This window comes from Paraburkholderia sp. DHOC27 (assembly GCF_003429005.1).
Lineage (GTDB): Bacteria > Pseudomonadota > Gammaproteobacteria > Burkholderiales > Burkholderiaceae > Paraburkholderia.
Genome location: NZ_QVQV01000001.1, coordinates 1,786,499 through 1,809,521, shown reverse-complemented (window position 1 = coordinate 1,809,521; position 23,023 = coordinate 1,786,499). Strand labels below are relative to the sequence as shown.

General features: G+C 62.8%; 19 protein-coding genes and 1 pseudogene. 11 read left to right on the top strand and 9 right to left on the bottom strand.

Annotated features, from left to right (window positions below; genetic code table 11):
* The first annotated feature begins 110 nt into the window (after nt 1–110).
* From D0B32_RS07905 to D0B32_RS07890, 4 genes are all read left to right on the top strand, one after another.
* Nucleotides 111–386 carry a hypothetical protein gene (locus D0B32_RS07905; RefSeq protein WP_117333293.1) on the top strand — a complete coding sequence of 92 codons (276 nt, stop codon included), beginning with the start codon at nt 111–113 and terminating at the stop codon, nt 384–386.
* Nucleotides 387–441: 55 nt separating this feature from the next.
* Nucleotides 442–2,565, top strand: a complete 2,124-nt coding sequence (locus D0B32_RS07900) for a tetratricopeptide repeat protein (RefSeq protein WP_181969739.1) — start codon at nt 442–444, stop codon at nt 2,563–2,565.
* A gap of 271 nt (nt 2,566–2,836) precedes the next feature.
* Nucleotides 2,837–3,466, top strand: a complete 630-nt coding sequence (locus tag D0B32_RS07895; protein WP_117333291.1) for an MEDS domain-containing protein — start codon at nt 2,837–2,839, stop codon at nt 3,464–3,466.
* Between the two features lie 66 nt (nt 3,467–3,532).
* Nucleotides 3,533–5,230 carry an ATP-binding protein gene (locus tag D0B32_RS07890; RefSeq protein WP_117333290.1) on the top strand — a complete coding sequence of 566 codons (1,698 nt, stop codon included), beginning with the start codon at nt 3,533–3,535 and terminating at the stop codon, nt 5,228–5,230.
* A 14-nt stretch (nt 5,231–5,244) separates the two neighbouring features.
* Here D0B32_RS07890 and D0B32_RS07885 read toward each other — a convergent pair whose 3' ends face one another.
* Nucleotides 5,245–6,552 carry an MEDS domain-containing protein gene (locus tag D0B32_RS07885; RefSeq protein ID WP_117333289.1) on the bottom strand — a complete coding sequence of 436 codons (1,308 nt, stop codon included), beginning with the start codon at nt 6,550–6,552 and terminating at the stop codon, nt 5,245–5,247.
* A 432-nt stretch (nt 6,553–6,984) separates the two neighbouring features.
* Here D0B32_RS07885 and D0B32_RS07880 point away from each other — a divergent pair, with 432 nt between their 5' ends.
* The 3 genes and pseudogenes from D0B32_RS07880 to egtD all read left to right on the top strand — a co-directional run bounded on the left by D0B32_RS07880 (nt 6,985) and on the right by egtD (nt 10,190).
* The gene (locus D0B32_RS07880; RefSeq protein ID WP_117333288.1) at nt 6,985–7,731 is read left to right on the top strand and encodes an SDR family NAD(P)-dependent oxidoreductase; all 747 of its coding nucleotides are present in this window, start codon (nt 6,985–6,987) and stop codon (nt 7,729–7,731) included.
* A gap of 182 nt (nt 7,732–7,913) precedes the next feature.
* A pseudogene (locus D0B32_RS33100) lies at nt 7,914–9,242 on the top strand (ergothioneine biosynthesis protein EgtB); the annotation flags it as partial.
* Nucleotides 9,222–10,190 carry an L-histidine N(alpha)-methyltransferase gene (gene egtD, locus D0B32_RS33095; protein ID WP_310591185.1) on the top strand — a complete coding sequence of 323 codons (969 nt, stop codon included), beginning with the start codon at nt 9,222–9,224 and terminating at the stop codon, nt 10,188–10,190. The pseudogene D0B32_RS33100 and the gene egtD, both read left to right, overlap by 21 nt.
* Nucleotides 10,191–10,258: 68 nt before the next feature.
* On the opposite strand, the gene D0B32_RS07870 is transcribed toward egtD, so the two are convergent.
* Entirely contained in the window at nt 10,259–11,164 is a 906-nt protein-coding gene (locus D0B32_RS07870) for a DMT family transporter (RefSeq protein ID WP_117333286.1), read from the bottom strand.
* Between the two features lie 321 nt (nt 11,165–11,485).
* Here D0B32_RS07870 and D0B32_RS07865 point away from each other — a divergent pair, with 321 nt between their 5' ends.
* Nucleotides 11,486–12,112 (top strand): cupin domain-containing protein, encoded by a 627-nt coding sequence (locus D0B32_RS07865; RefSeq protein WP_117333285.1) that lies wholly within the window; start codon nt 11,486–11,488, stop codon nt 12,110–12,112.
* 26 nt (nt 12,113–12,138) lie between these two features.
* Here D0B32_RS07865 and D0B32_RS07860 read toward each other — a convergent pair whose 3' ends face one another.
* Nucleotides 12,139–13,050 carry a LysR family transcriptional regulator gene (locus tag D0B32_RS07860; RefSeq protein WP_117333514.1) on the bottom strand — a complete coding sequence of 304 codons (912 nt, stop codon included), beginning with the start codon at nt 13,048–13,050 and terminating at the stop codon, nt 12,139–12,141.
* Nucleotides 13,051–13,421: 371 nt separating this feature from the next.
* Here D0B32_RS07860 and D0B32_RS07855 point away from each other — a divergent pair, with 371 nt between their 5' ends.
* On the top strand, nt 13,422–14,300 hold the full coding sequence (locus D0B32_RS07855; protein ID WP_310591184.1) for an alpha/beta hydrolase: 879 nt from the start codon (nt 13,422–13,424) through the stop codon (nt 14,298–14,300).
* A gap of 122 nt (nt 14,301–14,422) precedes the next feature.
* Here D0B32_RS07855 and D0B32_RS07850 read toward each other — a convergent pair whose 3' ends face one another.
* Together D0B32_RS07850 and D0B32_RS07845 are read right to left on the bottom strand one after the other, a co-directional pair.
* Complete coding sequence (locus tag D0B32_RS07850; protein WP_181969738.1) at nt 14,423–15,952, bottom strand: lyase family protein; 1,530 nt, start codon at nt 15,950–15,952, stop codon at nt 14,423–14,425.
* A 70-nt stretch (nt 15,953–16,022) separates the two neighbouring features.
* Nucleotides 16,023–16,574 carry a carboxymuconolactone decarboxylase family protein gene (locus D0B32_RS07845; protein WP_117333284.1) on the bottom strand — a complete coding sequence of 184 codons (552 nt, stop codon included), beginning with the start codon at nt 16,572–16,574 and terminating at the stop codon, nt 16,023–16,025.
* A gap of 341 nt (nt 16,575–16,915) precedes the next feature.
* Here D0B32_RS07845 and D0B32_RS07840 point away from each other — a divergent pair, with 341 nt between their 5' ends.
* Nucleotides 16,916–18,385 carry a mechanosensitive ion channel family protein gene (locus D0B32_RS07840; protein ID WP_117333283.1) on the top strand — a complete coding sequence of 490 codons (1,470 nt, stop codon included), beginning with the start codon at nt 16,916–16,918 and terminating at the stop codon, nt 18,383–18,385.
* Between the two features lie 159 nt (nt 18,386–18,544).
* On the opposite strand, the gene D0B32_RS07835 is transcribed toward D0B32_RS07840, so the two are convergent.
* The 3 genes from D0B32_RS07835 to D0B32_RS07825 all read right to left on the bottom strand — a co-directional run bounded on the left by D0B32_RS07835 (nt 18,545) and on the right by D0B32_RS07825 (nt 20,491).
* Nucleotides 18,545–19,657, bottom strand: a complete 1,113-nt coding sequence (locus D0B32_RS07835) for an alkene reductase (RefSeq protein ID WP_117333282.1) — start codon at nt 19,655–19,657, stop codon at nt 18,545–18,547.
* A 44-nt stretch (nt 19,658–19,701) separates the two neighbouring features.
* A complete protein-coding gene (locus D0B32_RS07830) occupies nt 19,702–20,013 on the bottom strand; it encodes a putative quinol monooxygenase (RefSeq protein ID WP_117333281.1) in 312 nt (103 codons plus the stop codon).
* Nucleotides 20,014–20,086: 73 nt separating this feature from the next.
* Entirely contained in the window at nt 20,087–20,491 is a 405-nt protein-coding gene (locus D0B32_RS07825; protein ID WP_147329502.1) for a BON domain-containing protein, read from the bottom strand.
* A gap of 452 nt (nt 20,492–20,943) precedes the next feature.
* Here D0B32_RS07825 and D0B32_RS07820 point away from each other — a divergent pair, with 452 nt between their 5' ends.
* Nucleotides 20,944–21,300, top strand: a complete 357-nt coding sequence (locus D0B32_RS07820) for a BON domain-containing protein (protein ID WP_117333279.1) — start codon at nt 20,944–20,946, stop codon at nt 21,298–21,300.
* A gap of 274 nt (nt 21,301–21,574) precedes the next feature.
* Here the strand turns inward: D0B32_RS07820 and D0B32_RS07815 are convergent, their stop codons facing one another.
* On the bottom strand, nt 21,575–22,975 hold the full coding sequence (locus D0B32_RS07815; RefSeq protein ID WP_220444911.1) for an NAD-dependent succinate-semialdehyde dehydrogenase: 1,401 nt from the start codon (nt 22,973–22,975) through the stop codon (nt 21,575–21,577).
* Nucleotides 22,976–23,023 lie beyond the last annotated feature (48 nt).

Here is a 23,023-nt window from a genome sequence, read left to right as displayed (position 1 = left end):
TCAGCATTCGTCGTATGGAGGCAGCAATGGCGAATCGAGGTCGGCGCGGGCCGCCACGGACCGGGCAGCAAACAGGGCACACAGAGCAAACCGGGCAGACGGAAGCCGGCATGTGGGCCTGGCTGAAGCGGGCAGACAACCAGAAAACCCTTCGCTTCGTCGGCGCGGCAATCGTCGCGGCAATCGGCGTGCTCGTGACGATCGGCGTGATCCACAAGCCAGAGGAAGCGGCACCCAAAGCGCCGCCTGTCGCTGAGGCCAAAGCGCCAGAGACGGCGCCCGTCGTCCTGCAGAACGCTTCCGCAGGCAACAACGGCACCGCTTTCACGATCAATGCGCCGGGTAACAACGTGCAGATTGAAAATGGACACCAGGTTACGCATTGAATTGTGGCTGTGCCTCGCCCTCTTCTGTCCGGTGCACAGCGGCTTTGCAGAGTCGTTGAAAGCGCCTGCTGGGTCCGCAATCGTTAACCAGTCGGCCACCGCTCCGCAAGGGGGGATTGCGATCGCCTTCAACGCGCCGAACAACGTCGTCAACATCAACAACAAGGACCCAGCGGTCGACAAGGAACTGGCGGCCATCGAGCGCGAAATACAGCACCTGGGCAAGGAGCTGCGTGCGACGCGCGAACAGAGTCCCTATCGCAAGGCAGCGTTTGAAAATGTGAGTCGCCTCGCCCATCAGGCGAATGCGGGACTCAAGGCCAAAGAGGCCGAGCGCGCCCTGGCGTCGGGCAATACGGCACCGTCCGAAGCATTGCTGCGCGAGCAGGAACAAGCCGCCGCGCAATCCGCCGACGACGGTAACAGGCGCGCCGCAGAACTCGCCCGTCAACAGGGTGCGTTGGCTTTCCTCCACGACACCCGTGCCGCGCTGGCCGCGTATCAACGCGCGGCACGCTATGAGCCCGACGACGTGCCGACCCAGATCCTGATCGGCGATCTGCAGTCCCTTCTAGGGGACCCCGATGACGCACGGCAGGCCTATCTTCGCGTCGCGCAACTCGCTCGCGATAACCTCGACCACGGCAAGGACAGCGTCGAGTGGCAGCGCGATCTTGCGCTCAGCCACAACAGAATCGGCGAACTGCTGATGACGCAAAGCAATCTGGCGGGCGCACTGGGCGAATTTCAGCAGGCGCTGCACATTCTTGAGCCGCTCGCGTCCTCCTCGCCGGATGACCTGCAGGTGCAGCGGGACCTCGCGGCCACCTATAGCAACATCGGCAACGTCCAGAAGAAACAGGGCAATCTCGCGGTGGCACTCGTGGAATACCAGAAGGGCATCCAGATTGCGGACACGCTGTTGCAGCGCAACCCCAACAATCCGGATCTTGAACTCGACATCGCCGCCAACCATCTACAGCTGGGCGACATCATGTCCGACCGTAACGACCTGTCGAACGCCCTGGCTGAATTCCGCCTGGCGATGACTGGCGCTGAAAAGGTCGCGAGTCGCCAGCAGGCCGAAAATGAAGAAACGCCAGGCCTTTCCGTGGGACACCACAATGCCGATGTGATCCGGATTGCGGCCCGCAATGGCATTGGCGAGGTGCTGATCATGCAGGGCGATCTGGACGGCGCGCTTGCCATCGATCAACAGGCCGTGAATGTCGCCGAATCGCTGATGAAACAGGATCCGAATAACACCGACTGGCCCCAAAGCATCGCCGCCGCGCAAAGCGACGTCGCCGCCGTATTTATGATGAAAGGCGACAGCGCCAATGCACTCGCCGAATACAGAAAAGCCCAGAGCGGTCTGGAAAAGCTCAGCGCCAACGATCCCGCCAACACCAGTTACCAGGGCAGGCTGGGCACCATCCACCTTGGAATGGCCGATGCGCTCGCCATGAGCGGCGATCGCGAAGGTGCGGTGGCGGAGGCGAAGCGGGCCACCAGTATCTTCGAGGACCTGGTCAAGCGCGATCCGACGGATAGCGACTGGCAAGCTTCGCTAGTGCTTTGTCACTACTTCGCGGGCAATCAGTCATTTGTCGAGCACGATCTACCCGTGGCCGCCAGTGAGACCCGGCAAGCACTGGCTATTCTCACGCAGGAGGCTGATCGCGATCCCAGTGATCTTCTGGTGCAAAAGGCCATTGCCGAGTCGAGTTTGCAACTGGGAGAGATTCTGGAATCTCAGGGCGATCGCGCGGGAGCAATCACGCAATTGCAAAAGGCGCGAACCATTCTCGAGCGACTGAACCAGCAAGACGCAACCAATGCGTTCGTGCAGATGGAACTGGCGAACGCCCTCGTTACGCTGGCCGTCGCGCAAGATTCACAGGGTGATCACGCGGAGGCGGCGCAGCATGCCAATGAGGCTTTGAGCCTCATCGACGATGCGGCAAAGCGCGATCCCAACAACACCATGGCGCAGATCACGCTTGCAGAAACCTGCCTCGTGGTAGGTCGCCTCTCCCGTGAACCCGAGAGTCAAAAAGCGATTCTCGGGCGTGGCAAATCGATCTTGCAGACCCTCAAAAGCGAGGACCGCTTGCCGTCGAACTACCCCGACCTGTTGCCTGCCTTCGACAAGGCTCTCGCGAGCGTGGGCAATTGAAGCGTCAGGGCTGAACGAACGGCTCTAGCCACGCCAGCGGCGCAAGCACCGCCAGTCACGCCGCCCCCCGTCATTTAGCGCCAGGAAACAGCCATTTCAGCCCCCCTGTCGTCGAAAACAAACGCCCGTCGACGGAATTGCGGGCGCGGCGAGCACTAAGCGAATAAAATGCGGGGACCTGTGCCGCATTCATGGCACTCGTCGCGCTCACTGTCACGCACTCATGGCAATGAGGCGCGCACCCCCACTTGCTGTCACCCAGGGAAGCCTTATGGACAATCGCATTGCAATCGCCGGCACCCTGATGGACGCCTACCATGTCTGCGCGTTCTTCGACAGCCGCGATCAGGAGTACGAGGCGTTGACGCCCTACTACCGCCAGGCGGTGGAAAGCGGGGAAAAGAATTTCCACATCGTCGATCCCGCGCTCGCCGACGACCACCGCGCAAGACTGCAGGCCGCGGGTATCGACACGCCCCACTGCGAAGCGTGCGGTCAACTGGAAGTCACCACCTGGCCGGAAGCTTATCTGGACGATGAGGGCCGCTTCAACAAGGAGCAGATGCTGCGCATGGTCGACCGCCTGACCGGCTCCGGCCGCGATGCGGGGTTTACCCGGCTGCGCATCATGGGCAACATGGACTGGGCGTTCAGCGACGTCTCCACCGCGCCCGAGCTGATCGAGTACGAAGCGGAGGTCAACGAGATCATCGAGCGCAACCGGCAACCGGCCGTGTGTGTCTACGACATGGCCAAGCTCTCCGGCGCCCTGCTCATGGACGTCCTGCGCACCCATCCGCTCACGCTCATCAACGGGGTCGTGCAGGAAAACCCTTTCTTTATCCCACCGTCGGAAATGCTGCAGGAGCTGAAGTCACGCAAGGCACGGGCAGCCAGCTAACGGGGGAGTGCCCCCGGTGATGCCCCTATGACGCAGCGATGCTGAAGACATGAACAAACGGATCAGATGAGCATCGATCAGTACCAGGACGAGAGCCCAGAGAGCGCTCTGCGAGACCTGATGGGGCTGCTTGCATTACCGGCGCTCTGGCCGGGTCGCGACGGCAGCGCGATCGTGGCGCTGACCACCCAGGCTATCGAGCGGATCGTGCCGCTGGACGTCTGCTACGTGGCCGTGCCCTTGCTGCCGGAAACGCCTCCGCACGTGCAGTTGCGCGTGCGCGGCGAGCTGGCCGGCGCGGAGGCGTTGCGCGGCTGGCAGGACGCCATCGGCGAATGGAACCGGCTGCCTATCGGCACCCGCGTCAACCTGTGCGACACCCCGCTCGGGCAGATCAGGATGATCCGGCTCAGCGTGGGATTCAGCTCCGGCCAGGGCAGCATCTGGTTCGGCTCGCTCTCCCCAACCTTTCCGAAGGTCAACCAGATTGCCTTTCTGCGCGCGGCCACTTCGCAGGCCGCCACCGGCATTCTGGCCGCCCGCGCGGCGCACGAACGCGAAGAGGCGAACCGTTCGAAAGACGAGTTTCTCGCCATGCTCGGCCACGAGCTGCGCAACCCGCTCGCGCCCATCGTCACCGCGCTCGGCCTGATCCGCCGCGAAAACGGCAACCTGGCCGACAAGTACCACGAGATCCTGGAGCGGCAGGTTGCGCACCTGTCGCGGCTCGTCGAAGACCTGCTGGATGTCAGCCGCATCACGCGCGGCAAGATCGAACTGCAACGGGAAAGCCTGCGTATCGGCTCCGTGATTACCCGCGCGGTGGAAGCCGCGAGTCCGCTCGTGGAACAGCGTCATCAGCGGCTGCTGGTGGTGCTCTCCGACGACGGCGCCCAGATTCACGGCGACCTGACGCGCCTGACCCAGGCGTTCAGCAACCTCCTGAACAACGCCGCCAAATATACCGACGTGGGCGGAGAAATCCGCGTCAACGCCCGCACCACCGGCAGCCATGTCACCGTGTCGATCAGCGACGATGGGGCCGGCATCAGCCCCGAGCTGATGCCCAAGCTGTTCAGGATTTTCGAGCAGGGGCGCACCACCATCGACCGTTCGAAGGGCGGCCTGGGTATCGGTCTCGCGCTCGTCAAGAATCTGGTCGAACTGCACGGCGGTTCCGTGCATGCCGCGAGCGAAGGCCCCGGCAAGGGCGCGACCTTCACCGTCACCTTGCCGCTCGCAACCGGCAACGAGATCGCCAATGCGTTCGCGCCGCGCATCCAGCTTCCGGAAATCTCCGCGGATCGCTCGGGCACCCGCGTGCTGCTGGTCGACGACAACATGGATGGGCTGCTTTCCATGGAAGCCTTTCTGACCGACGTGGGCTTCGACGTGGCGACGGCCTTCGATCCGCTCCAGGCGCTGGATCTCGCCGCGCAGTTCCGCCCCGATCTCGCCGTGCTGGACATCGGCTTGCCGGGCATGGATGGCTACGAGCTGGCGCTCGCCCTGCGCGCCCAACCGCAACACGCTGCAATGCGTCTCTTTGCGCTAAGCGGCTACGGCCAGGTGGAGGATCTCAAGCGCTCGCTCGCGGCAGGCTTCGAGCGGCACTTCGTGAAGCCGGTCGCGCTGATGGAGCTGGTCGACGCGCTCAAGGGTGACGCGCCAGAGGACGGCATACCCCAGGACGCCACACGAAAGGACGGCACACCACGGGGCGACACACTAAACGGTGACGAGCAGGCGCCGTCCGGCGGCTGAGCCCGTGCCGCCGTCTACAGGATCGGCATGCGAAAGCTGAAGCGCGTTTCGTCTTGCGTGGACGATACTTTGATCGTGCCGCCGTGGGCGCGCGCAATTTCCGCGACGATGTACAGTCCGAGTCCCAGCCCCTGCTGATCCGCCGCAACCGCGCCGCGCGTGAACGGCGCGAAGAGCCGCTGCCGGCTCTCAGGTGAAATCTGCCGCCCCCGGTTGCTGACGGACAGCACAAACTCACCGCCCTCGGTGGACACCATGACCTTGACCGGATCGATTTGCGAACCGTAGACCAGGGCGTTCTTGAGCAGATTCGACAGCAGCCGCGCCATATAGACCGGATCGGCTTCGACCGGCCGCTCAATCGACAGGCTGTCCTCGATCACGCGGCCAGGGTGCACGAGACGCAGCTCGTCGACTGCGTGCCGCAAGGCGGGCACGAGCCCGTGGCGGCTCAGCCGCAGGACGATGCCGTTGCCGAACCGGCCACGCGTCATGTCCGAGAGGTCATCGATGAGCGCGGTCAGATGATCCGCACTCTTGCCGATGGCCGCCGACACCGCGCGCGCCCGGTCGTCCAGACTGACGCGCTGCAGGAAAGCGGCGCCCGCACTGATGGCGGCAACCGGATTGCGCAGATCGTGACCGAGCACCGCCATCGCCTGCACCGCGTCGACGTGTGCCTGCCCATCAGGCGTGATGGGTTCGATCACCGTGGTGGCGGCCTGTTCTAGCGCTTGCGCCGGGCTCCTCTCATGAGGACTGCGCAGCACAAACTGATGGCGGTCCAGCACTTCCTTTACCTGTCCGGCTTCGATGATGTCGTGCTGGTAACTGCACATGCAGATCAGACGCCGGCCGCGCACCGCTTCCTGCACGCTCGCTTCATACGTCAGGAAGCTGTCCCAGTTGGCTCGCTCCACCCACGCGCAATTGCCGTTGGTGCGCAAACCCCGGTAGCCGGACGCCAGTGCGTCGCGCTCGAGCTGCACGAGTCCTGCGACGAGTGCCTCGGGGTCGAGCGGGCGATCCCGGTCGTAAAACGCACGCGTATCGCGAATCTCGATCTGACCTTGCCGCTCGCGGGCATCCAGATCCGGCACCACCGTCCGCAGAGCCGAACGCGCATCGTCCATGCCGAACGGCGCGTCGGTGACCCATAGACAGCGCTCGTTGTTTTCGAGGCCGGCCTTGAAGTAAGGCACCAGCAGGTCGCGCAAATCCCCGGCCGAGCCGTAAAGCTGACCGACGTGACTACCCCACGCCAGGGACGGCAGCGCCGCGACGCCCGATGGCGCGTGAGATTGCTCGGAATGGTTGTGCATACCTGTAACTTAGCAGAGCCGCACGTCAGTTAGAAGAGGCAATAAAAGTCATTCGATTCGGTCTGCTGCTGGCGCTGTGTCGAACGAATGCTCCGCCTGCACCGCAGCTAAAAGCAGGCTTTCTCAGGACGCATCAGACCCTCTCCCCGCGAAGAGCCCTTACCCTTCATAACAGCTTTCGTGCCTTCGTCACGCCAGCCGCGCCGTGCCAATCTTTTATCGCTCATGTGCCGCTCATGTGCTGCTCATTTGCCCCTCATGGGCCCCGCAGGCATGCCTGCGAGGCATGACACCAGGCCTACAAAGTCTTATCCGGCGCGGCAACCCGCGTTTAGATTACAGCTCATCGGTGCAGCAAGCGGAACAGGCGGAAGCTGCGTCAGCCGCATCAGCCGTCCCCAGCCTGGCCTTCAAAACGTGGAGCTAAACATCATGAGTTCGCTGCAAGGAAAGTACGCACTCGTCACAGGTGCATCCCGCGGTATCGGTCGTGCCAGTGCGCTGGCGCTCGCCAAAGCCGGCGCCAAAGTCATCGTTCATTACAGCTCGTCGGCAGCGGAAGCGGACGACGTCGTTGCGACGATCCGTGCGGCAGGCGGCGTGGCAGAAAAGGTCTCGGCCAATCTGCAGGCCGCTGACGGTCCGCACGAACTGGCGAAGAAAGTGCGCGCCATCGTCGGTGATCGTCTCGACGTGCTGGTGGCCAATGCCGGCATCTCGCGGGCGGTCAGCATCGAGGAAACGACCATCGAGGACTTCGACAACCAGTTCGCCGTGAACGTGCGTGCGCCCTTCTTCCTCGTGCAGCAACTGCTGCCGGTACTGGGACAGGACAGCAGCGTGATCCTGCTTTCCTCGCTGGCCGCGCGGGCATCGGTGGGCGCGCTGTCGGCGTATGCGGCAACCAAGGGCGCGATCGACACCCTGGTCAAGCACTTCGCGACCGCACTCGGCGAGCGCGGCATTCGCGTGAACGCGGTGGCGCCCGGCGTCGTTCAGACCGATATGTCGAACTTCACGAAAACCGACGCGGGTCGCGACATCACCCTCGGCATGCAGGCACTCAAACGTCTCGCCGTGCCCGACGATATCGGCGACACGATTGCGTTTCTTGCCTCGCATGACGCGCGCTGGATTACCGGAACGACGTTGAGCGTGGACGGCGGATCGAAGCTTTAAGCGCTGTTCCGCCCGCGTCTGCACGACGCGGCGATCCGCTCAGTAATCCGAAGTTTAGCGACCCGGGCCATCCTCCGCATGCAGGCGGAGGTGCCCGGGTCTGCCATTGCTTCGGTCGTGCTCTTCAGCCCCGCTCTTCAGCCCCGCTCTTCAGCCTTACAAATTTACGCAGAACGCCCATCATGTCACTTGCCGCCAGAACGCCATTACCCGAACACCGCTGTGAAACCCAGGCGGACCGGCTGATTGCCGGGACGGGCATCGAGCTTTACAAGCAGTTCAAAGCCGTACGGTCACGCTCGATGCGGCTCGCCGCGCCGTTGTCGAGCGAGGACCGGGTAGTGCAGTCGATGCCCGACGCCAGCCCGACCAAATGGCACCTCGCGCATACCACGTGGTTCTTCGAAACGTTCCTGCTGGTTCCTCATGCGCCGCGCTACACGGTGTTCGACGCGTCGTACGGGTATCTCTTCAACTCGTACTATGAAGCGCTGGGCGAGCGTCACCCGCGCCCGCAACGGGGCTTGCTGACCCGGCCTTCGAGCGACGCCGTCGAAGCCTATCGGGACTACGTCGATCATCACATGCAGGTGCTGCTCGAACAGCATTTCTCCGTCGAACTTGAGGCATTGCTGCGCCTTGGCATCGCCCATGAAGAGCAGCACCAGGAGTTGCTCCTGATGGACGCCTTGCACCTGTTTTCGCAGTCGCCGGTCAAGCCTGCCTATGATCCCGCCTGGGCACTGCCCGCCGCCGGCAGACGCGCCGCCTACGTGCGGCACGTGGGCGGCCTGTTCAGGATCGGCACCGACGCCGCGCCGTTCGCGTTCGACAACGAGCGCCCCGTCCATCCCGAATGGGTGGGCGAATTCCAGATCGCCGACCGGCTCGTGACGAACGGCGAATGGCTTGCGTTCATGGAGGACGGCGGATATCGTCGCGCGGAACTGTGGCTGTCCGACGGCTGGGCGTTGGTGAAGGCACAGCGCTGGGATGCGCCTTTGTACTGGCAGCGCGCCGACTTGCAAGCGGCTTTGCAAGCGGCTTTGCAAGCGGCTTTGCAAGCGGATTCACGGCCAGGTTCGCAGCCAGGTTCGCCGCATGCTCCACGGCCCGGCTGGCAGGAGATGACCCTGCGCGGTCTGCAACCGCTCGACCCCGAGCGTCCGGTCACGCACGTGAGCTACTACGAGGCGGCGGCCTACGCGCACTGGGCAGGCGCACGCCTGCCAACCGAAGCCGAGTGGGAAGTCGCCGCGCGCGCCGGCAACCTCGAACAGGTGGACGACGTGGCATGGCAGTGGACGCAGAGCGCGTATCTGGGTTACCCGGGCTTTCGCGCCACCGCCGACGCGATTGGCGAATACAACGGCAAGTTCATGATTGGCCAGATGGTGCTGCGTGGCGGCGCCAATATCACTTCGCCGGGACACAGCCGGGCCGGCTATCGCAACTTCTTCAAGCCCGAGCAACGCTGGATGGAGTCGGGCGTGAGGCTCGCGCGTGACGTCACGCCGCAAGGCGCGACCGACGACGATTCCGCGGAATTCGCACGGCACGTGCAGGCCGGACTTGCGTCGACGCCCAAGGCACTGTCGCCGAAGTACTTCTACGATGCCAATGGCTCGGCCATTTTCGAGGAAATCTGCGCAACGCCCGAGTACTATCCGACGCGCGCCGAAACCGCCTTGCTCGGGGAAATCGTCGGCGAACTCGATGCATACATCGGCGCGAACGCGACGCTCGTCGAGTTTGGCAGCGGCGCCAGCGAAAAGACGCGCATCATCCTCGACCGGTGCACGCAGATTGACGCGTACGTCCCCGTGGATATCAGTACGACAGCGCTGGAACAGGCGGTCGCGAGACTGAAAAGTGCCTATCCGGCGCTGCGGGTGTTGCCGCTTGCCGGGGACTTCACGCAACCGCTGGCGAGCCCGTTGCCGTTGTCGGGTGCGCCGCGAACCGGCTTCTTCCCCGGTTCGACGATCGGCAATTTCACCTACGGCGAAGGCGTTGCGCTGTTGCGTGCGGCGCGGAACTGGCTGGGGAGCGGTTCGCACATGATCGTGGGCGTGGATATCGTCAAGGATACCGACACGTTGCTCGCGGCCTATGACGATGCGCTGGGTGTCACGGCCCGCTTCAATAAAAATCTCCTCGTGCGGATCAACCGCGAAGCCGGCGGTGAATTCGATCTCGACACGTTCGAACACGCCGCGCGCTGGAACGCCGCCTTGAATCGCATCGAAATGCATCTGGTGAGCAAGGTGAACCAGATCGTGCGTGTGGGTGGCCGCAGCTTCGGCTTTGAACAGGGCGAGTCCATCCACACGGAGAACTCCCACAAGTTCACCGTGGCTTCGTTCGGTGAGATGGCCAACGCTGCGGGCTGGACGGTCGCCAGGCATTGGGTGAGTGACGCGCCGGCGTTTGCCGTGTTCGTGCTGAGGGACGCGTAGCAGGTCACTGCGAGGCAACCGCGCGGCAACGGCGAGATGGCGTCTCGCCACGCGCCGCTCGGTTTCCGTTAGCCACGTCCGCGCCAGGTGACGAAAGCAACCCCGCCAATGGCCATGAGTCCGCCGGCAAGGGTCGTCACGGCGGCGTGCTCTCCGGTCAGATACATTGATAAAGCCGTCGCGACCGCAGGCACGAGATACAGGAAGTTGACTGCACGGGCCGCGCCAAAGTGGCCCAGTGCCACCGTCCATGTGGCGTAACCGAGCGCAGCGGGAAATACGCCGAGCGCGATCACGGCCCACATGGTGCTCGCCGAGGCAGCGGGCGCCGCCAGCGCACCCACCGCTCCGGGCAGCCACGGTGACAGCAGCACGGCCCCTGCGAGCAGCGTATACGCCGTACTGGCGAGCGGCCCGTAGACGGGAATCAGGCGACGTTGCAGGACGAAATACGCCGCCGACGCGAGCGCCGCCAGCAGGATCAGCGTGGCGCCGCTGCCGGGCACGAGACCGCCGGGTTGCCCGCACGCAATCAGGCCGATGCCCGCGAAGCTGAACAGCGAGCCGCCCCAGCCCCATAGATTGAGCCGTTCGCGCAGAAAGACGGTGGCGAGAATCGCCGTAAAGATGGGGGACGTACTCATGATAAATGCGGCGGCACCCGGTGCCACGCTCAGCTCCGCCGTGTTCAACAGCGCGTTGTAGCTCGCAATGCCGAGAAAGCCCGACAGTACGAAGAGCATCGCGTCACGCAGCGAGGGACGCTTCGGCCGCCGGTAAAGCAACCAGCCCACCACGAGCAGCGCCGCTGTTGCGAAGCGCGCAGCCGCCAGTTGCATCGGTGAAAGGCCTTGCAGGCCGATACGGATGAAGGGAAACGCCGCTGCCCATACCAGGATCGTGAACGTGACCGCCACGCTGGCTCGAAACGAGTTCGTCGTACCACGCATGCTCAGTGAAGCAGAGGTATCCATCAAAGGCTCCCGGTCGTGGATTTCGAATGAAATCCGTTAGCCGGAGTGTGGGTGAATGCGGCACGGCGATAAACGAGCATGGGATCGACACAGAAACCGGGATTTCCGGACAATCCGGGCCGGGCCTGACGGGCAACACTTTCCGCGCCTTTCCCCCTTCGTGCCGGACCTGAAGCCGGACCTGAAGCCGGATTGTCCGCCGGTGACGGATTCTGTTTCGCCACCCTGCCGGCTTCCCGCGCGTCAGGCCATTGCGCACAATCAGTCCTAATGCAAAGCGGGTCGCACGACCAGCGCAGCAGCCTGGCAACGGAGCAAATCATGCGAAGCAATCTGATTGAACGCACGTGGACCAACCTCGACGCGGCGCCGCTGGCAAGCAGCGCCGTCATGCATCTGACCGACCCCACGGAAGCGCAGTGGGTCGGCATCGTCGACCTCGCGGCGTCAGCAAGCTACACGTTAGAGGCGGGGCATCGGCACGATCTCTATGTCTTGCAGGGTCACGTCGAGATCAATGGCCAGACGCTCGAGGCCGACGATTTTCTGATCCGCAGCGATGCGAGCGTGATCAACGCGGGCGAAAACGGCGCCCGGCTCCTGCTGTATCGCGAAGCCACCAATTCGCGTGGCGACTCGCTGGTACGACGTGCGAGTGAGCGCGTGTGGCGTGCGGGTGTCAATCCGCGCATGCATGTGGTGCCGCTGGCGGGTGGAGCGCAGCACGTCAGTCTGGTCGCGTGGCAACCCGGTGCGCACACGGGCGATCACACGCATCCACGCGGTGAGGAGATTTTCGTGCTGAGCGGAGAGCTACGCGACGCGGAGAACCGTTATCCAGCCGGCACGTGGTTGCGTTTGCATCCCGGTGCAAGGCATGCGCCGTTCGCGGACACCCCGACCACGATCTTGCTGCGCCACGGTCATCTGTCTGACCAACACGCCTAGCGTTTCGCGCGAGCGGCGCACCATCCTCACACGACATCTTCGTCGCGGCGCGCCTTCAGCATATCGATCAACGCCCGGACTTTGGGCGCGGTATGTCTGCCAGGCGGCAGCAACGCGTGGATGATGACCGGCGCGGTCGACCAGTCCGCGTAGACGCGTACCAGGCGGCCCGCGGCCACGTCCGCGCGCACCGAAAAGTCCGGCAATACACCGATACCGACACCTTCCGCGATGGCCGCGCGGCATCCGTAGACGGTATCGGCAAGCAGGCCGGCGACGAATTCGATGTCCTGCGACGCGCCGTCCGCGTGATGCAGCGTGAAGCGCGATGGTTGCGCCAGCACCGAAAGTCCGACGAAGCCGAGTTTCGCCGCTTCGCTGATGTCGTCCGGCAACGGCTGGCGCGCAACGAACCCGGGGCTCGCCACCAGCCACTTCGAATACTCGCCTATCCGCACCGCGCGATGACTCGAGTCGGTCAGTTCGCCCAGCCGGATCGCCACGTCCACCCCTTCCGCGATGAGATCGATCAGACGGTCGGCGGACACCATGTCGATGCGCAGACCCGGATGCGCGCTGCGCATGCGGGCCAGCACCGGCGCCAGCACGATGGCGCTGTATTCGACCGATGACGCCACCCGCAAGGTGCCACGCAGGTCATCCTGTGAAGGACTGACCACCGACATCGCCTCCTCGGCCAGACGCACGATCTCGCGGCATGTTTCGAAGAACGATGCCCCCGCTTCCGTCACGTTGATCCGCCGCGTCGTTCTGACGAGAAGGGTCGCGCCCAGTTCGAGTTCGAGCCGCTGGATGCTGTCGCTCACCGTGGTCTTGCCAATGCCGCGCCGTTCAGCGGCCCGTGTGAATGAGCCCGTTTCAACCACAGCGATGTAGTTCAGAAGATGATCGAACGTCAGGTTGCGCAGATCGGACATGGCAGCGGCACGGTATGCGAAGAGATTGACGAGTATTACCACAAATACCGCTCGACGCGAGGCAATATCCACCAGATTTCGTGCGTTGGCGAAAGAATCAAATAGTCGTCCGCGCTAGGATGAAACCCGCTTGAGACGTTCCCATCACCATGCCGAAGTACGGGATGCGAATCGACAACGTGCTCTCCGGGTTGTTCTGGCAGGCGGCCAGGCATCATCCACAGCATCGTCACGCGTCCCGTGCCTCAGCGCCTGAAGACCAGAGGAAAAACGTGGCTAATCTGAATGGAAGTCTTTCACCGAATCGTCGACATGTACTGGCTGCGGGTGCCGGCGCAGCAGTCGCGGCATTCACGGCGCCCGCCGTTGCAATGGCCGCATCGAGTGGCACCGCGCATGCCGCGTCGCATTCCGCGCATGGCGAGCGCAGCGCAGACTACGCGACTGCCAAAGATGGCACACGTATCTACTTCAAGGACTGGGGTAGCGGCAAGGTCGTGGTGCTCTCACACGGCTGGCCGCTCGATGCCGACGCGTGGGATGCGCAGATGCTCTTCCTCGTGCAGAAGGGCTACCGCGTGGTCGCTCACGACCGGCGCGGCAGCGGACGCTCTGGGCAGTCCTCCTCGGGTAACGACGTGGACACGTTCGCCGACGATCTCGCCACCGTGATGAACGCGCTCGATCTGAAGGACGCGATGCTGGTGGGTCATTCAATGGGCGGTGGCGAAGTGGCACGCTACATTGGCCGGCACGGCACGTCGCGCGTCTCCAAAGCGGTTCTTATTAGCGCGGTCGTGCCGCTCATGATGAAAACGGATAGTAATCCTGAAGGCTTACCCGAGTCTGCGTTCGACGGCATTCGCAACAACCTGACGGGCAACCGTTCGGTGTTCTACAGGAACCTCGCGATGGCCTTTTACGGTTTCAACCGGCCCAATGCCAAGGTCGAGCAAGGCACCATTGACGAATTCTGGCGCGAGGGCATGGCGGGATCGATCCTCGGCCAATATCAAACCGTCAAGCAATTCGAAGTGGACTACACCGAGGATCTGAAGAAGATCGACGTCCCCACGCTGATCCTGCATGGTGACGACGATCAACTCGTGCCGGTGGACGTTGCCGGGAAAATGTCGGCGAAGATCATCAAGAATGCGACCTTGAAAATCTACCCCGGTGCACCGCACGGCATGTGCACGACGGAATCGGACAAGGTCAACACCGATCTGCTCGCCTTCCTGCAAACCTGATACCTCGAATGACACGGGGGCTTCGCTGCAAGTGCGAAGCCCCCGCCGAAGCACTGGAATTCTGCGGCAGGAGTTTCAGCGGCAAGCGGTTGGGCCACTGTCGTGTTTGCGCTGCGGTTGGCTCACTGATGCGCCACGTAAGGTCTCACCATCTTCTTCGGATCGACGATCTTGTCGAACTCCGCCTCATCCACGTAACCGAGTTTCAACGCGGCCTGTTTCAGCGTGAGATCGTTGTCGTAGGCGTAATGCGCGATCTTCGACGACTTGTCGTAGCCGATCACCGGGGACAGCGCGGTCACCAGCATCAGCGAGTTGTCGACGTCCTGCTTGATCTTCTTGAGATTCGGCTTGGTGCCTTCCACGAGGAAAATACGGAAATTCGTGCAGGAATCGCTCATGATCGCAATGGCGTGCGTGACATCGAAGATGATCAACGGCTTGTACACATTCATTTCCAGGTAGCCGCTCGCCCCGCCTATGCCGGTAGCGACGTCGTCGCCGATCACCTGCGCCGCGACCATTGCGAGCGCTTCCGCCTGGGTCGGATTGACCTTGCCGGGCATGATCGAAGAACCGGGTTCGTTGGCCGGGATGATCAGTTCTGCAAAGCCCGCGCGTGGTCCGCACGACATCAGGCGGATGTCGTTGGCAATCTTGTAGAGCGAGACCGCCAGCGTGCGCATGGTTCCCGACAGATGGATGAGGGCATCATGCGCGCCCTGCACCGTGAACTTGTTCGGCGCCGTGACGAACGGCAGGTTAGTCAGCCGGGCAATCTCGGCAGCCGACGCCCGCGCGAAATCCGGTGTCGTATTCAGGCCCGTGCCCACTGCGGTGCCGCCCAGCGCGAGCCGATAGACGCCTTTGAGCGCGTCGTCGAGCCGCTCCAGATTGTCGGTCAGCATGCCTTCGTAGCCGGACCACTCCTGGCCGAGCGTGATCGGCGTGGCGTCCTGCATGTGCGTGCGGCCGATCTTCACGATGTCCATCCAGTCGCGCGACTTCGCGCCGATCGAATCCCTTAATGCCGTGACTGCTGGGATCAGGCGCTGCTTCACGTTGATCGCCGCGGCCATGTACATCGCGGTGGGAAACGAGTCGTTCGACGATTGCGACATGTTCACGTGATCATTCGGATGCACCGGCGTCTTGCTGCCCAATGGCGTGCCCGCAATCTGGCAACAACGGTTGGAGATGACCTCGTTCACGTTCATGTTGAACTGCGTACCGCTGCCCGTCATCCAGACGTGCAGCGGAAACATGTCGTGATGCTGGCCAGCCAGAATTTCATCGCATACCTGAACGATGAGACGATGCTGGAGTTCGCCCAGACGCTTTTCATCGAGGTTGACGTTGGCCGCGGCTTTCTTCAGGATCGCGTAAGTGGTGATCATCTCGCGCGGCATCAGGTCGGGGCCAATGCTGAAGTGCTGCAACGAGCGTTGGGTTTGTGCGCCCCACAGTTTGTCGGCGGGTACGCTGACAGCGCCGAGACTGTCCGTTTCTTCACGAAAGCCTACCGCTGCATCCACGCCCGCGCCGGAGGCCGGGTCGGCGCCGCCGGCCGCGTCGGCATCGGAAAACGCTGCGCCGCTCGTCATGGCGAGCGAGGCAAGCAGAGTCGACTGCATCATTTGCCTACGGTTCATCTGCTTCCCCTCTTTGAATCGACACAGCACAACGTTGCCATGCGCGGTGCTCAGCGCTCGCCACTGTTCATCACGCAACCGCCCGCGTGTGCACCACCGGAAAGTCGATCACGGTCTGTGCGACCACGTTGAGATAGTTCGTGAGGATATTCAGCGCGACGTTCTGCACGATCTCGACAATCTGCCCATCGTCATAGCCGGCTGCCCTGACCGCGTTCAGGTCGGCGTCACTCACCGCGCCGCGCTGCTCCGCCACCTTGCGGGCGAACTGCACGGCTGCATCGGCCTTCGGGTCAGTGGAATGACCACCGCGATTCGCTTCCAGCTCGGTGTCGCTCAGCTTGTCGACGTTCTTGCCCAAAAAGGTGTGCGCCGACATGCAGTAATCGCAACCGTCGAACTGGGCGATGGCAATGGCAATCCGTTGACGTGTGGCGGACGGCAACGCACCTTTGGCGAGCGCGGACGCGAGGCCCAGATATCCTTCGAGGGCAGCCGGGCTGTTACTGACCATGCGGAACATGTTCGGCAATACCCCTAGCTGCTGCCTGACCTTCCGCAAGATGGGCTGCGAGGCTTCCGGGGCGGCTTCGATGGTTTCGGGCGTGGCGATTCTCGACATGGCAGGGTTCCTTTTCGTGGTTCAGGGGATCGTCGTCAATACGATGCACTGCGATGCGCAGTGGGCTCCGCCCGAAGCCGCGCATCACGATCCGGGCAAGCGCTCGATATGCACGCTACTTTCCGATAGAAATTTCCGGGTGTCTTGCACCACAGCATGGTAAATTTCACAAGGAAACGAACGGTCAAAGCCCTCCTCGTTCATGGCGGCGTAGTACACCGCTGCCGTCCGACACGCGCCGAATTTGCAGAAAAAGCGTGTCATCCCGCAAGACCGGGCCGCACCGTTGTGTGACACTCCGCTGGCGTTCCACGCCATGTCCAACCCGCTCACAGGCCCGCGTGAATAACCCTCTCATTTACGGCTTTGCGATTGTCGCAATCGACGCGGTAGTCTGGTCCCGCACCATGCCCCGCAACGAATCGGTGCGCCTGTTGTTGCGGCTGTGCCTGTATGCGGCACTCAGTGTCGTGCTGTTCGCGTCGGGGCTGAGCCCGTTTTCGCAGGCGCCCTACGCCGATTCACGCACGCTGCACACGCTCGGACAGGTGCTCGAAATCATCTGGTGGCTGACAGGTGCGCGGCTGCTCAGCATGGTGCTCGACACGCTGTTGCTGCCGAAGACGTGGCGTCGTCAGCGGCTCTTCGAAGATGTGTTCGGCGCGCTGGCGTTTCTGGCGGCGATTGTCGCCTCACTCGGTTTCGTGCTGGAGCTGCCGGTGCGCGGACTCGTCGCCACCTCGGGCGCGCTCGCCATCGTGCTCGGCCTTGCGATTCAAAGCACCCTGAGCGACGTGTTTGCGGGCATCGTCATCAATACGACCGAGCCTTATCAGGTTGGCGATTCGGTGTCCATCGACGGCACCGACGGCAAAGTGCTGGAAATGAACTGGCGGGCCACGATCCTGCTCTCGGGGCAAGGCAACATTGTGATCGTGCCGAACGCGGTGGCGGCCAAAGCCAAAATCACCAACAGCAGCCGGCCCACCGCACTGCACGGCGTGAGCATCACGCTGGAGGTCTCGCCCGAGGCGCGTCCCGGCGTCGTGCTCGAGGCGTTGAACCGGGCCCTCAAGGGTGTCCGCGCGGTGCTGCCCGACCCCGCGCCCTACGCGCTCGTGAAATCCGCGGGCACCCAGTCGCTCCAGTACGAAGCCACCGCCTACGTGGACGACATCGGCAAGAAGCTGGCGGTGACCAACGAACTGTACGATCTCAGCTACCGCCATCTCGAAGCGGCGGGCGTGCGGCTGCGGCCGCTCGGCACGCTGTCCGCCGCGCAGGACAACCCGGTAGCTGCCGCCGATGACGCCCGCGTCCGGATCTTGCGGCGCGTCGATCTGTTCGCGGGCCTGTCGCCTGACGAACTCGCGCAACTTGCGCCGCATCTCACCCGCCACGGGTTCGAGGCCGGTGAAGTGCTGGTCATGCCCGAAGTCGTGTCCGACAGCCTGAGCATCGTGGATTCGGGCGTGCTCTCCGCGGTTGCGCAGGAAGCCAGCGGCCCCGTCGAAATCGGCCGGCTGGGTCCAGGCGAATCCATCGGCGAGGCCGGACTGCTGGCCGGCTTGCCCGCGCGCGTCAAGGTGAGCGCGCTCACGGATGTGGTGATCTATCGCCTGAAAAAAGACGACCTGACGCCGATCCTCAAACGCAATCCAGAGATCGCGACCATGATGTGCCAGCTCGTGTCGCGCCGGCAGAAGACGCTCGACAAGATCGGTGCACCTACCCCTGTCGCGCATTCGGAGGAATCGCTGTTCGACTGGTTGCTCGATGGCGTGCGCAAGCTGCACGGTCTGACGCTTTGATGCTGGCGGTCTGATGCATGTTTGCGTGGGACGCAGGCTGACGCACCGACACCACGTGCGGCGGTCTCCGGTCCTCTGGCGCCGCATGACAAAGCGGGCCACGCCCGCCGCCGATCAGATCGACGCTTGACGTGGCCCGTTTCCAGGTACAACGCAGCTTCAGCTCGCGACTGTCTCGTCCAGCGTTTTGTAGTCGGTGTAGCCTTCCGCGCCGCCGCCATAGAAGGTTGCCTGATTCGGTACGGCCAGCGGCGCATCGCGGCGCAGACGCTCCACCAGATCCGGATTGCTGATGTAGGGCCGGCCAAACGAAACCATTTCCGCGTGCTCCGATGCCACCGCGTCGATCGCCATCTGCCGGTCATAGCTGTTGTTGGCGATGTATTTGCCGCCATACGCGGCATGCAGCGCCTTGAAGTCGAACGCGTCTGCTGCATTCACGCCACGCGTCTGCCCCTCGATACAATGCAGATACGCCAGCCCCAGCTTGCCGAGGCGTTGCACGTAAAACCCGTAGGTGCCCTGCGAATCGCTGTCCAACGGCGTGTCGCCCGCCGAGCGCGTGAGCGGAGAAAGCCGCACACCGACCCGCTCGGGACCCCAGATTTCAGAAACCGCCGTGATCACCTCCACCGGGAAGCGCGTGCGGTTTTCGAGCGAGCCGCCGTACTGGTCCGTGCGCTTGTTGGTGCTGTCGCGCACGAACTGATCCAGCAGGTAGCAGTTCGCGGAGTGCACCTCGACGCCGTCGAAGCCGGCCTCTTTGGCGCACCGCGCGGCGTTCTTGTAGTCCTCGAGGATGCCCGGTATCTCGTCGGTTTCGAGCGCACGCGGCATGGAAGGCGGTGCCTGCTTGCCCGTTTCCAGAAAAATCAGTTCTCCTGCCTGAATCGCGGAAGGTGCCACGGGCGCCGCGCCGTTTGCCTGCAGATCGACGTGCGACATGCGGCCCACGTGCCACAGCTGACAGACGATCTTGCCGCCCGCCTCGTGCACCGCAGCGGTCACCGGCTGCCATGCTTCGACATGCGCGTCGGTGTAGATGCCCGGCGTGAACGCGTAGCCGCGCCCCTGGCGAGAGATATTGGTGGCTTCGGAGACGATCAGGCCGGCGCTCGCGCGTTGACGGTAATATTCGATCGCGAGGGGCGTATGTACACCGTTTTTGTCTGCACGCGATCGCGTCAGCGGCGCCATTGCAATACGGTTGGCTACTTCGATCGCACCAATCCTCGTAGGAGAGAACAGGGCAGGTTCATTCGTCGTCGGCATGATAGGGGTTCCTTGCTCAGGGTTCGGAGAGTTGCAACGCGTGCTTACGCGGAGATGACACCCGCAACGTCCACCGCATGTACGACCGTAGCGGTTCGCTCAGCGAGCGTGTTGATGCGCGAGAGATAGTGCTGGAAGTGCGGCGTGGCGCGGTGCGCGGCCACCGCCTTGCCGTTCTGGTACAACTCGTCGAGCACGAAGCGGCGCGGAATGTCGATGTCCTGCCACAGGTCGTAACGCAGGTTGCCGGGTTCGGCGCGCGACGGCGCAATCATGCTGCGCAGCAGCTTTTCCAGTTCGCCTTGCAAGCCCTCTTTCGCCTCGAACACAGCCACGGTTTTTACGGGTGAAGTCACTTGGTTTTCTCCTCGAGAAAAGAGCGCGCTGGCCATCTGCGGCGTTGATCCGCAATGACGCGTCGCGCTCGCGCTAGTCGCCATGCAGTTGCATCATCAGCCTGCTCGTCACGTCGGTGACACCGGCAACCTGGCGGGCCGCGTCGACCGCCGCCTGTTCCTGCTTCTCGTCGAACACATAGCCCACCAGCACCACCGTGCCGGTTGCCGCGTTACCAAAGACCGAGATGTCGGCGTCGCCCACGGTTCGGTTGTCGTAAATCGCGCGTAGCACCGTTTTTGAAAAGCGGTGATTTTCGGCGCGCGTGGCCCGCTTTCCGCCTGCATTCATCATGGCAGGGTTGTTCATGGCAGCATTCGCGGCTACGTTCGATGAAGCCGGAACCTGCGCAGATAGCGTCGTTGACGTCAGCACCGCCACGACCGTTAGGCCTGCCAGGAGAAGCGTTTGAATCTTCGTCATCGCATTACCTTTCACGTGGCAGCGAGATTCGCGTTCGAACGACCCGCTACCTTTGCATGATCGTTCTGGTCCGGTCAATCCTGAAAGAATCGCGCTTTTGCAAACGTGCACGATCTCGCTTAAAGCCTGGCGTAACGAGCGCCGTCTGTTTAGCGGCAGGTGCGCCTGTCAATTGCGTCTGTCAATCGCGCCTGTCGCCGTGGCTTATAAGATATCAACGCCAACGCAGACGGGCGAGACCAACAATGGTTTCAGTTTCATTAACAAAGGTCGCCTTACCCTATACCTACGTTTAAGCACCCTCGACGCGCTCACAGCGCTTAGCGTGCAATGCGCGCCCCGGTCAATCGCCGTGCAATCCGAAAAGAAATACTGCCGAACAAACCTGACAATGAGAGCCGAGTCCAGAGCAAAAGGACCGTCCACCGTTTTCGTGTGCGTTCACCTACATATCAAGGAGCGTTGCAATGTCGCCAATCAAATATTTCATTCTCGCTGGACTGGTCGCCACGTCGCTGACGACCGTCACGTATGCCAATGCGCAAAGCAACGATGCATCGTCGAACGCGCCCGCTGCTGCGCCCAGCAAGAAAGCTATCCGGCAGCAAAATCACCAGTTGGAACGCAGCGTCCGGCATGCGCTGGCGAAGGCCAAGAACCTCGACACTTCGAATATCACTGTGCTGGCACGTAGCGGCGCGATCACGCTAGACGGCAGCGCGGTAGACGATGGGCAGATCCAGTTGGCGGAATCCACCGCCGCGTCCGTGAGCGGCGTGGCATCGGTCAAGAACAATCTGCACGTCCGCGAGGAAGGCCATTAATCCAGCCGTGGCGGCCTAAATGGCGTTTGGTGGTCCGTCAGCAAGACTCGCGGACCATCCCCTCTCATGTCTTTTCTCAGACTCCCGCCGTCGTTGATCTTGCATTAATGGGTTGGCCCGCTTCGTTAGTGCGTTACAAGCGTTCAAGACGCAGGCATCTTTGCGAACGAATGCGACGCAAACCCGGCCCTCAGCGTATCAGCGGCGGCGTGGCTCACTGTCCACGCCGCCGCATTCATTGGCCAACGGCCCGGATAGCACCAGGCCGTACGCGCTAGACCTTCTTCACCCACACGCCCTGCGCGTTGACGAACTCACGCAGTCCGAAGTGTGAAAGCTCTCTGCCATAGCCGCTCTTTTTCACACCCCCCACTGGAATGCGCGGATTCGACGCCGTGTATCCGTTGATAAATACGCCGCCGGTTTCGAGGCGCCGCGCAATTTCCCGCGCCTTCGTGAGATCGTTGGTCCAGAGATTGCCGCTCAGTCCAAATTCACTGGTGTTGGCCAGCCGAACCGCGTCGTCGAGATTCTCCGCCACCGTAATGGCCGCCACGGGTCCAAACACCTCTTCGTCGAATGCGGCCATGCCCGGCTCGACGCCGCCCAGCACAGTGGGCTGATAGAAATAGCCTGGACCGTCGATCTTGTTGCCCCCCAGCAGCAGTTTCGCGCCGCCGGCGATGGACCGCACCACCTGGTCATGCACGCCGTCGCGCAGATCACCCCGCGCGATGGGTCCGATGGTCGTCGCTGCGTCCAGTGGATCGCCCGCCTTGATCTTGCTGGCAGCGCTGACGTACTTCTGGATAAACTCGTCCGCGATGGGCTTCTCCAGAATGAAGCGCTTGGCAGCAAGGCAGACCTGTCCGCAATTCTGGAAGCGCGCCTCGATACCCACTTCCACGGCCTTGTCCAGATTCGCGTCAGCGAGAACGATGAACGGATCCGCACCGCCGAGTTCGAGCAAACTGCGCTTGGCGGCCCGGCCCGCAATCGACGCCACCGCCGACCCGGCGCGCAGGCTGCCCGTCACCGTCACGGCAGCAACACGCGGATCTTCGATCGCACGGGCCACGGTTTCGTTGTCAGCCACCATATTGATGAACAGGTTCTTCGGAAAGCCGCTGGCCTCATAGGCTTCCTGTAGCGCGTAAGCGCAACCAATCACATTGGGCGCGTGCTTAAGAATGAAGCCGTTCCCCGACAGCATGATGGGACCCGCGGCGCGCATGGCCTGCCAAAAAGGAAAATTCCACGGCATGACCCCGAGCACGGTGCCGATGGGCAGGAACGACACGTAGACCTGATCGGGTCCTTCCACCGGCGCGGGCTCGTCCGCCAGAATGGCCGGCCCATGTTCGGCGAACCATTCCACGGCAGAGGCGCATTTCTCGACCTCGCCCAACGACGCCTTGAGCGTCTTGCCCATTTCACTGGTGGCCAGCAAGGCAAGGCTTTCGGATTGTCGCCGGAAGGTGGCGGCAAGACGCCGGTAGCAGGCCACGCGCTCTTCCATTGATGTGGAGCGCCAGATCCGCGCCGCCACTGCGTTGTCCGCCAACACTTTTTCGACCTGCTCCGGCGACTGGAACGGATAGGTCTTGATCAACTCACCGTTAGAAGGATTGCGTGACACTGCCTCCATCTTGAGCTCGGATGCCTGATTCTGCATAACCACCTCCAGATCGTGAATGCTGCAACTTGTGCGTGTTGATACAGA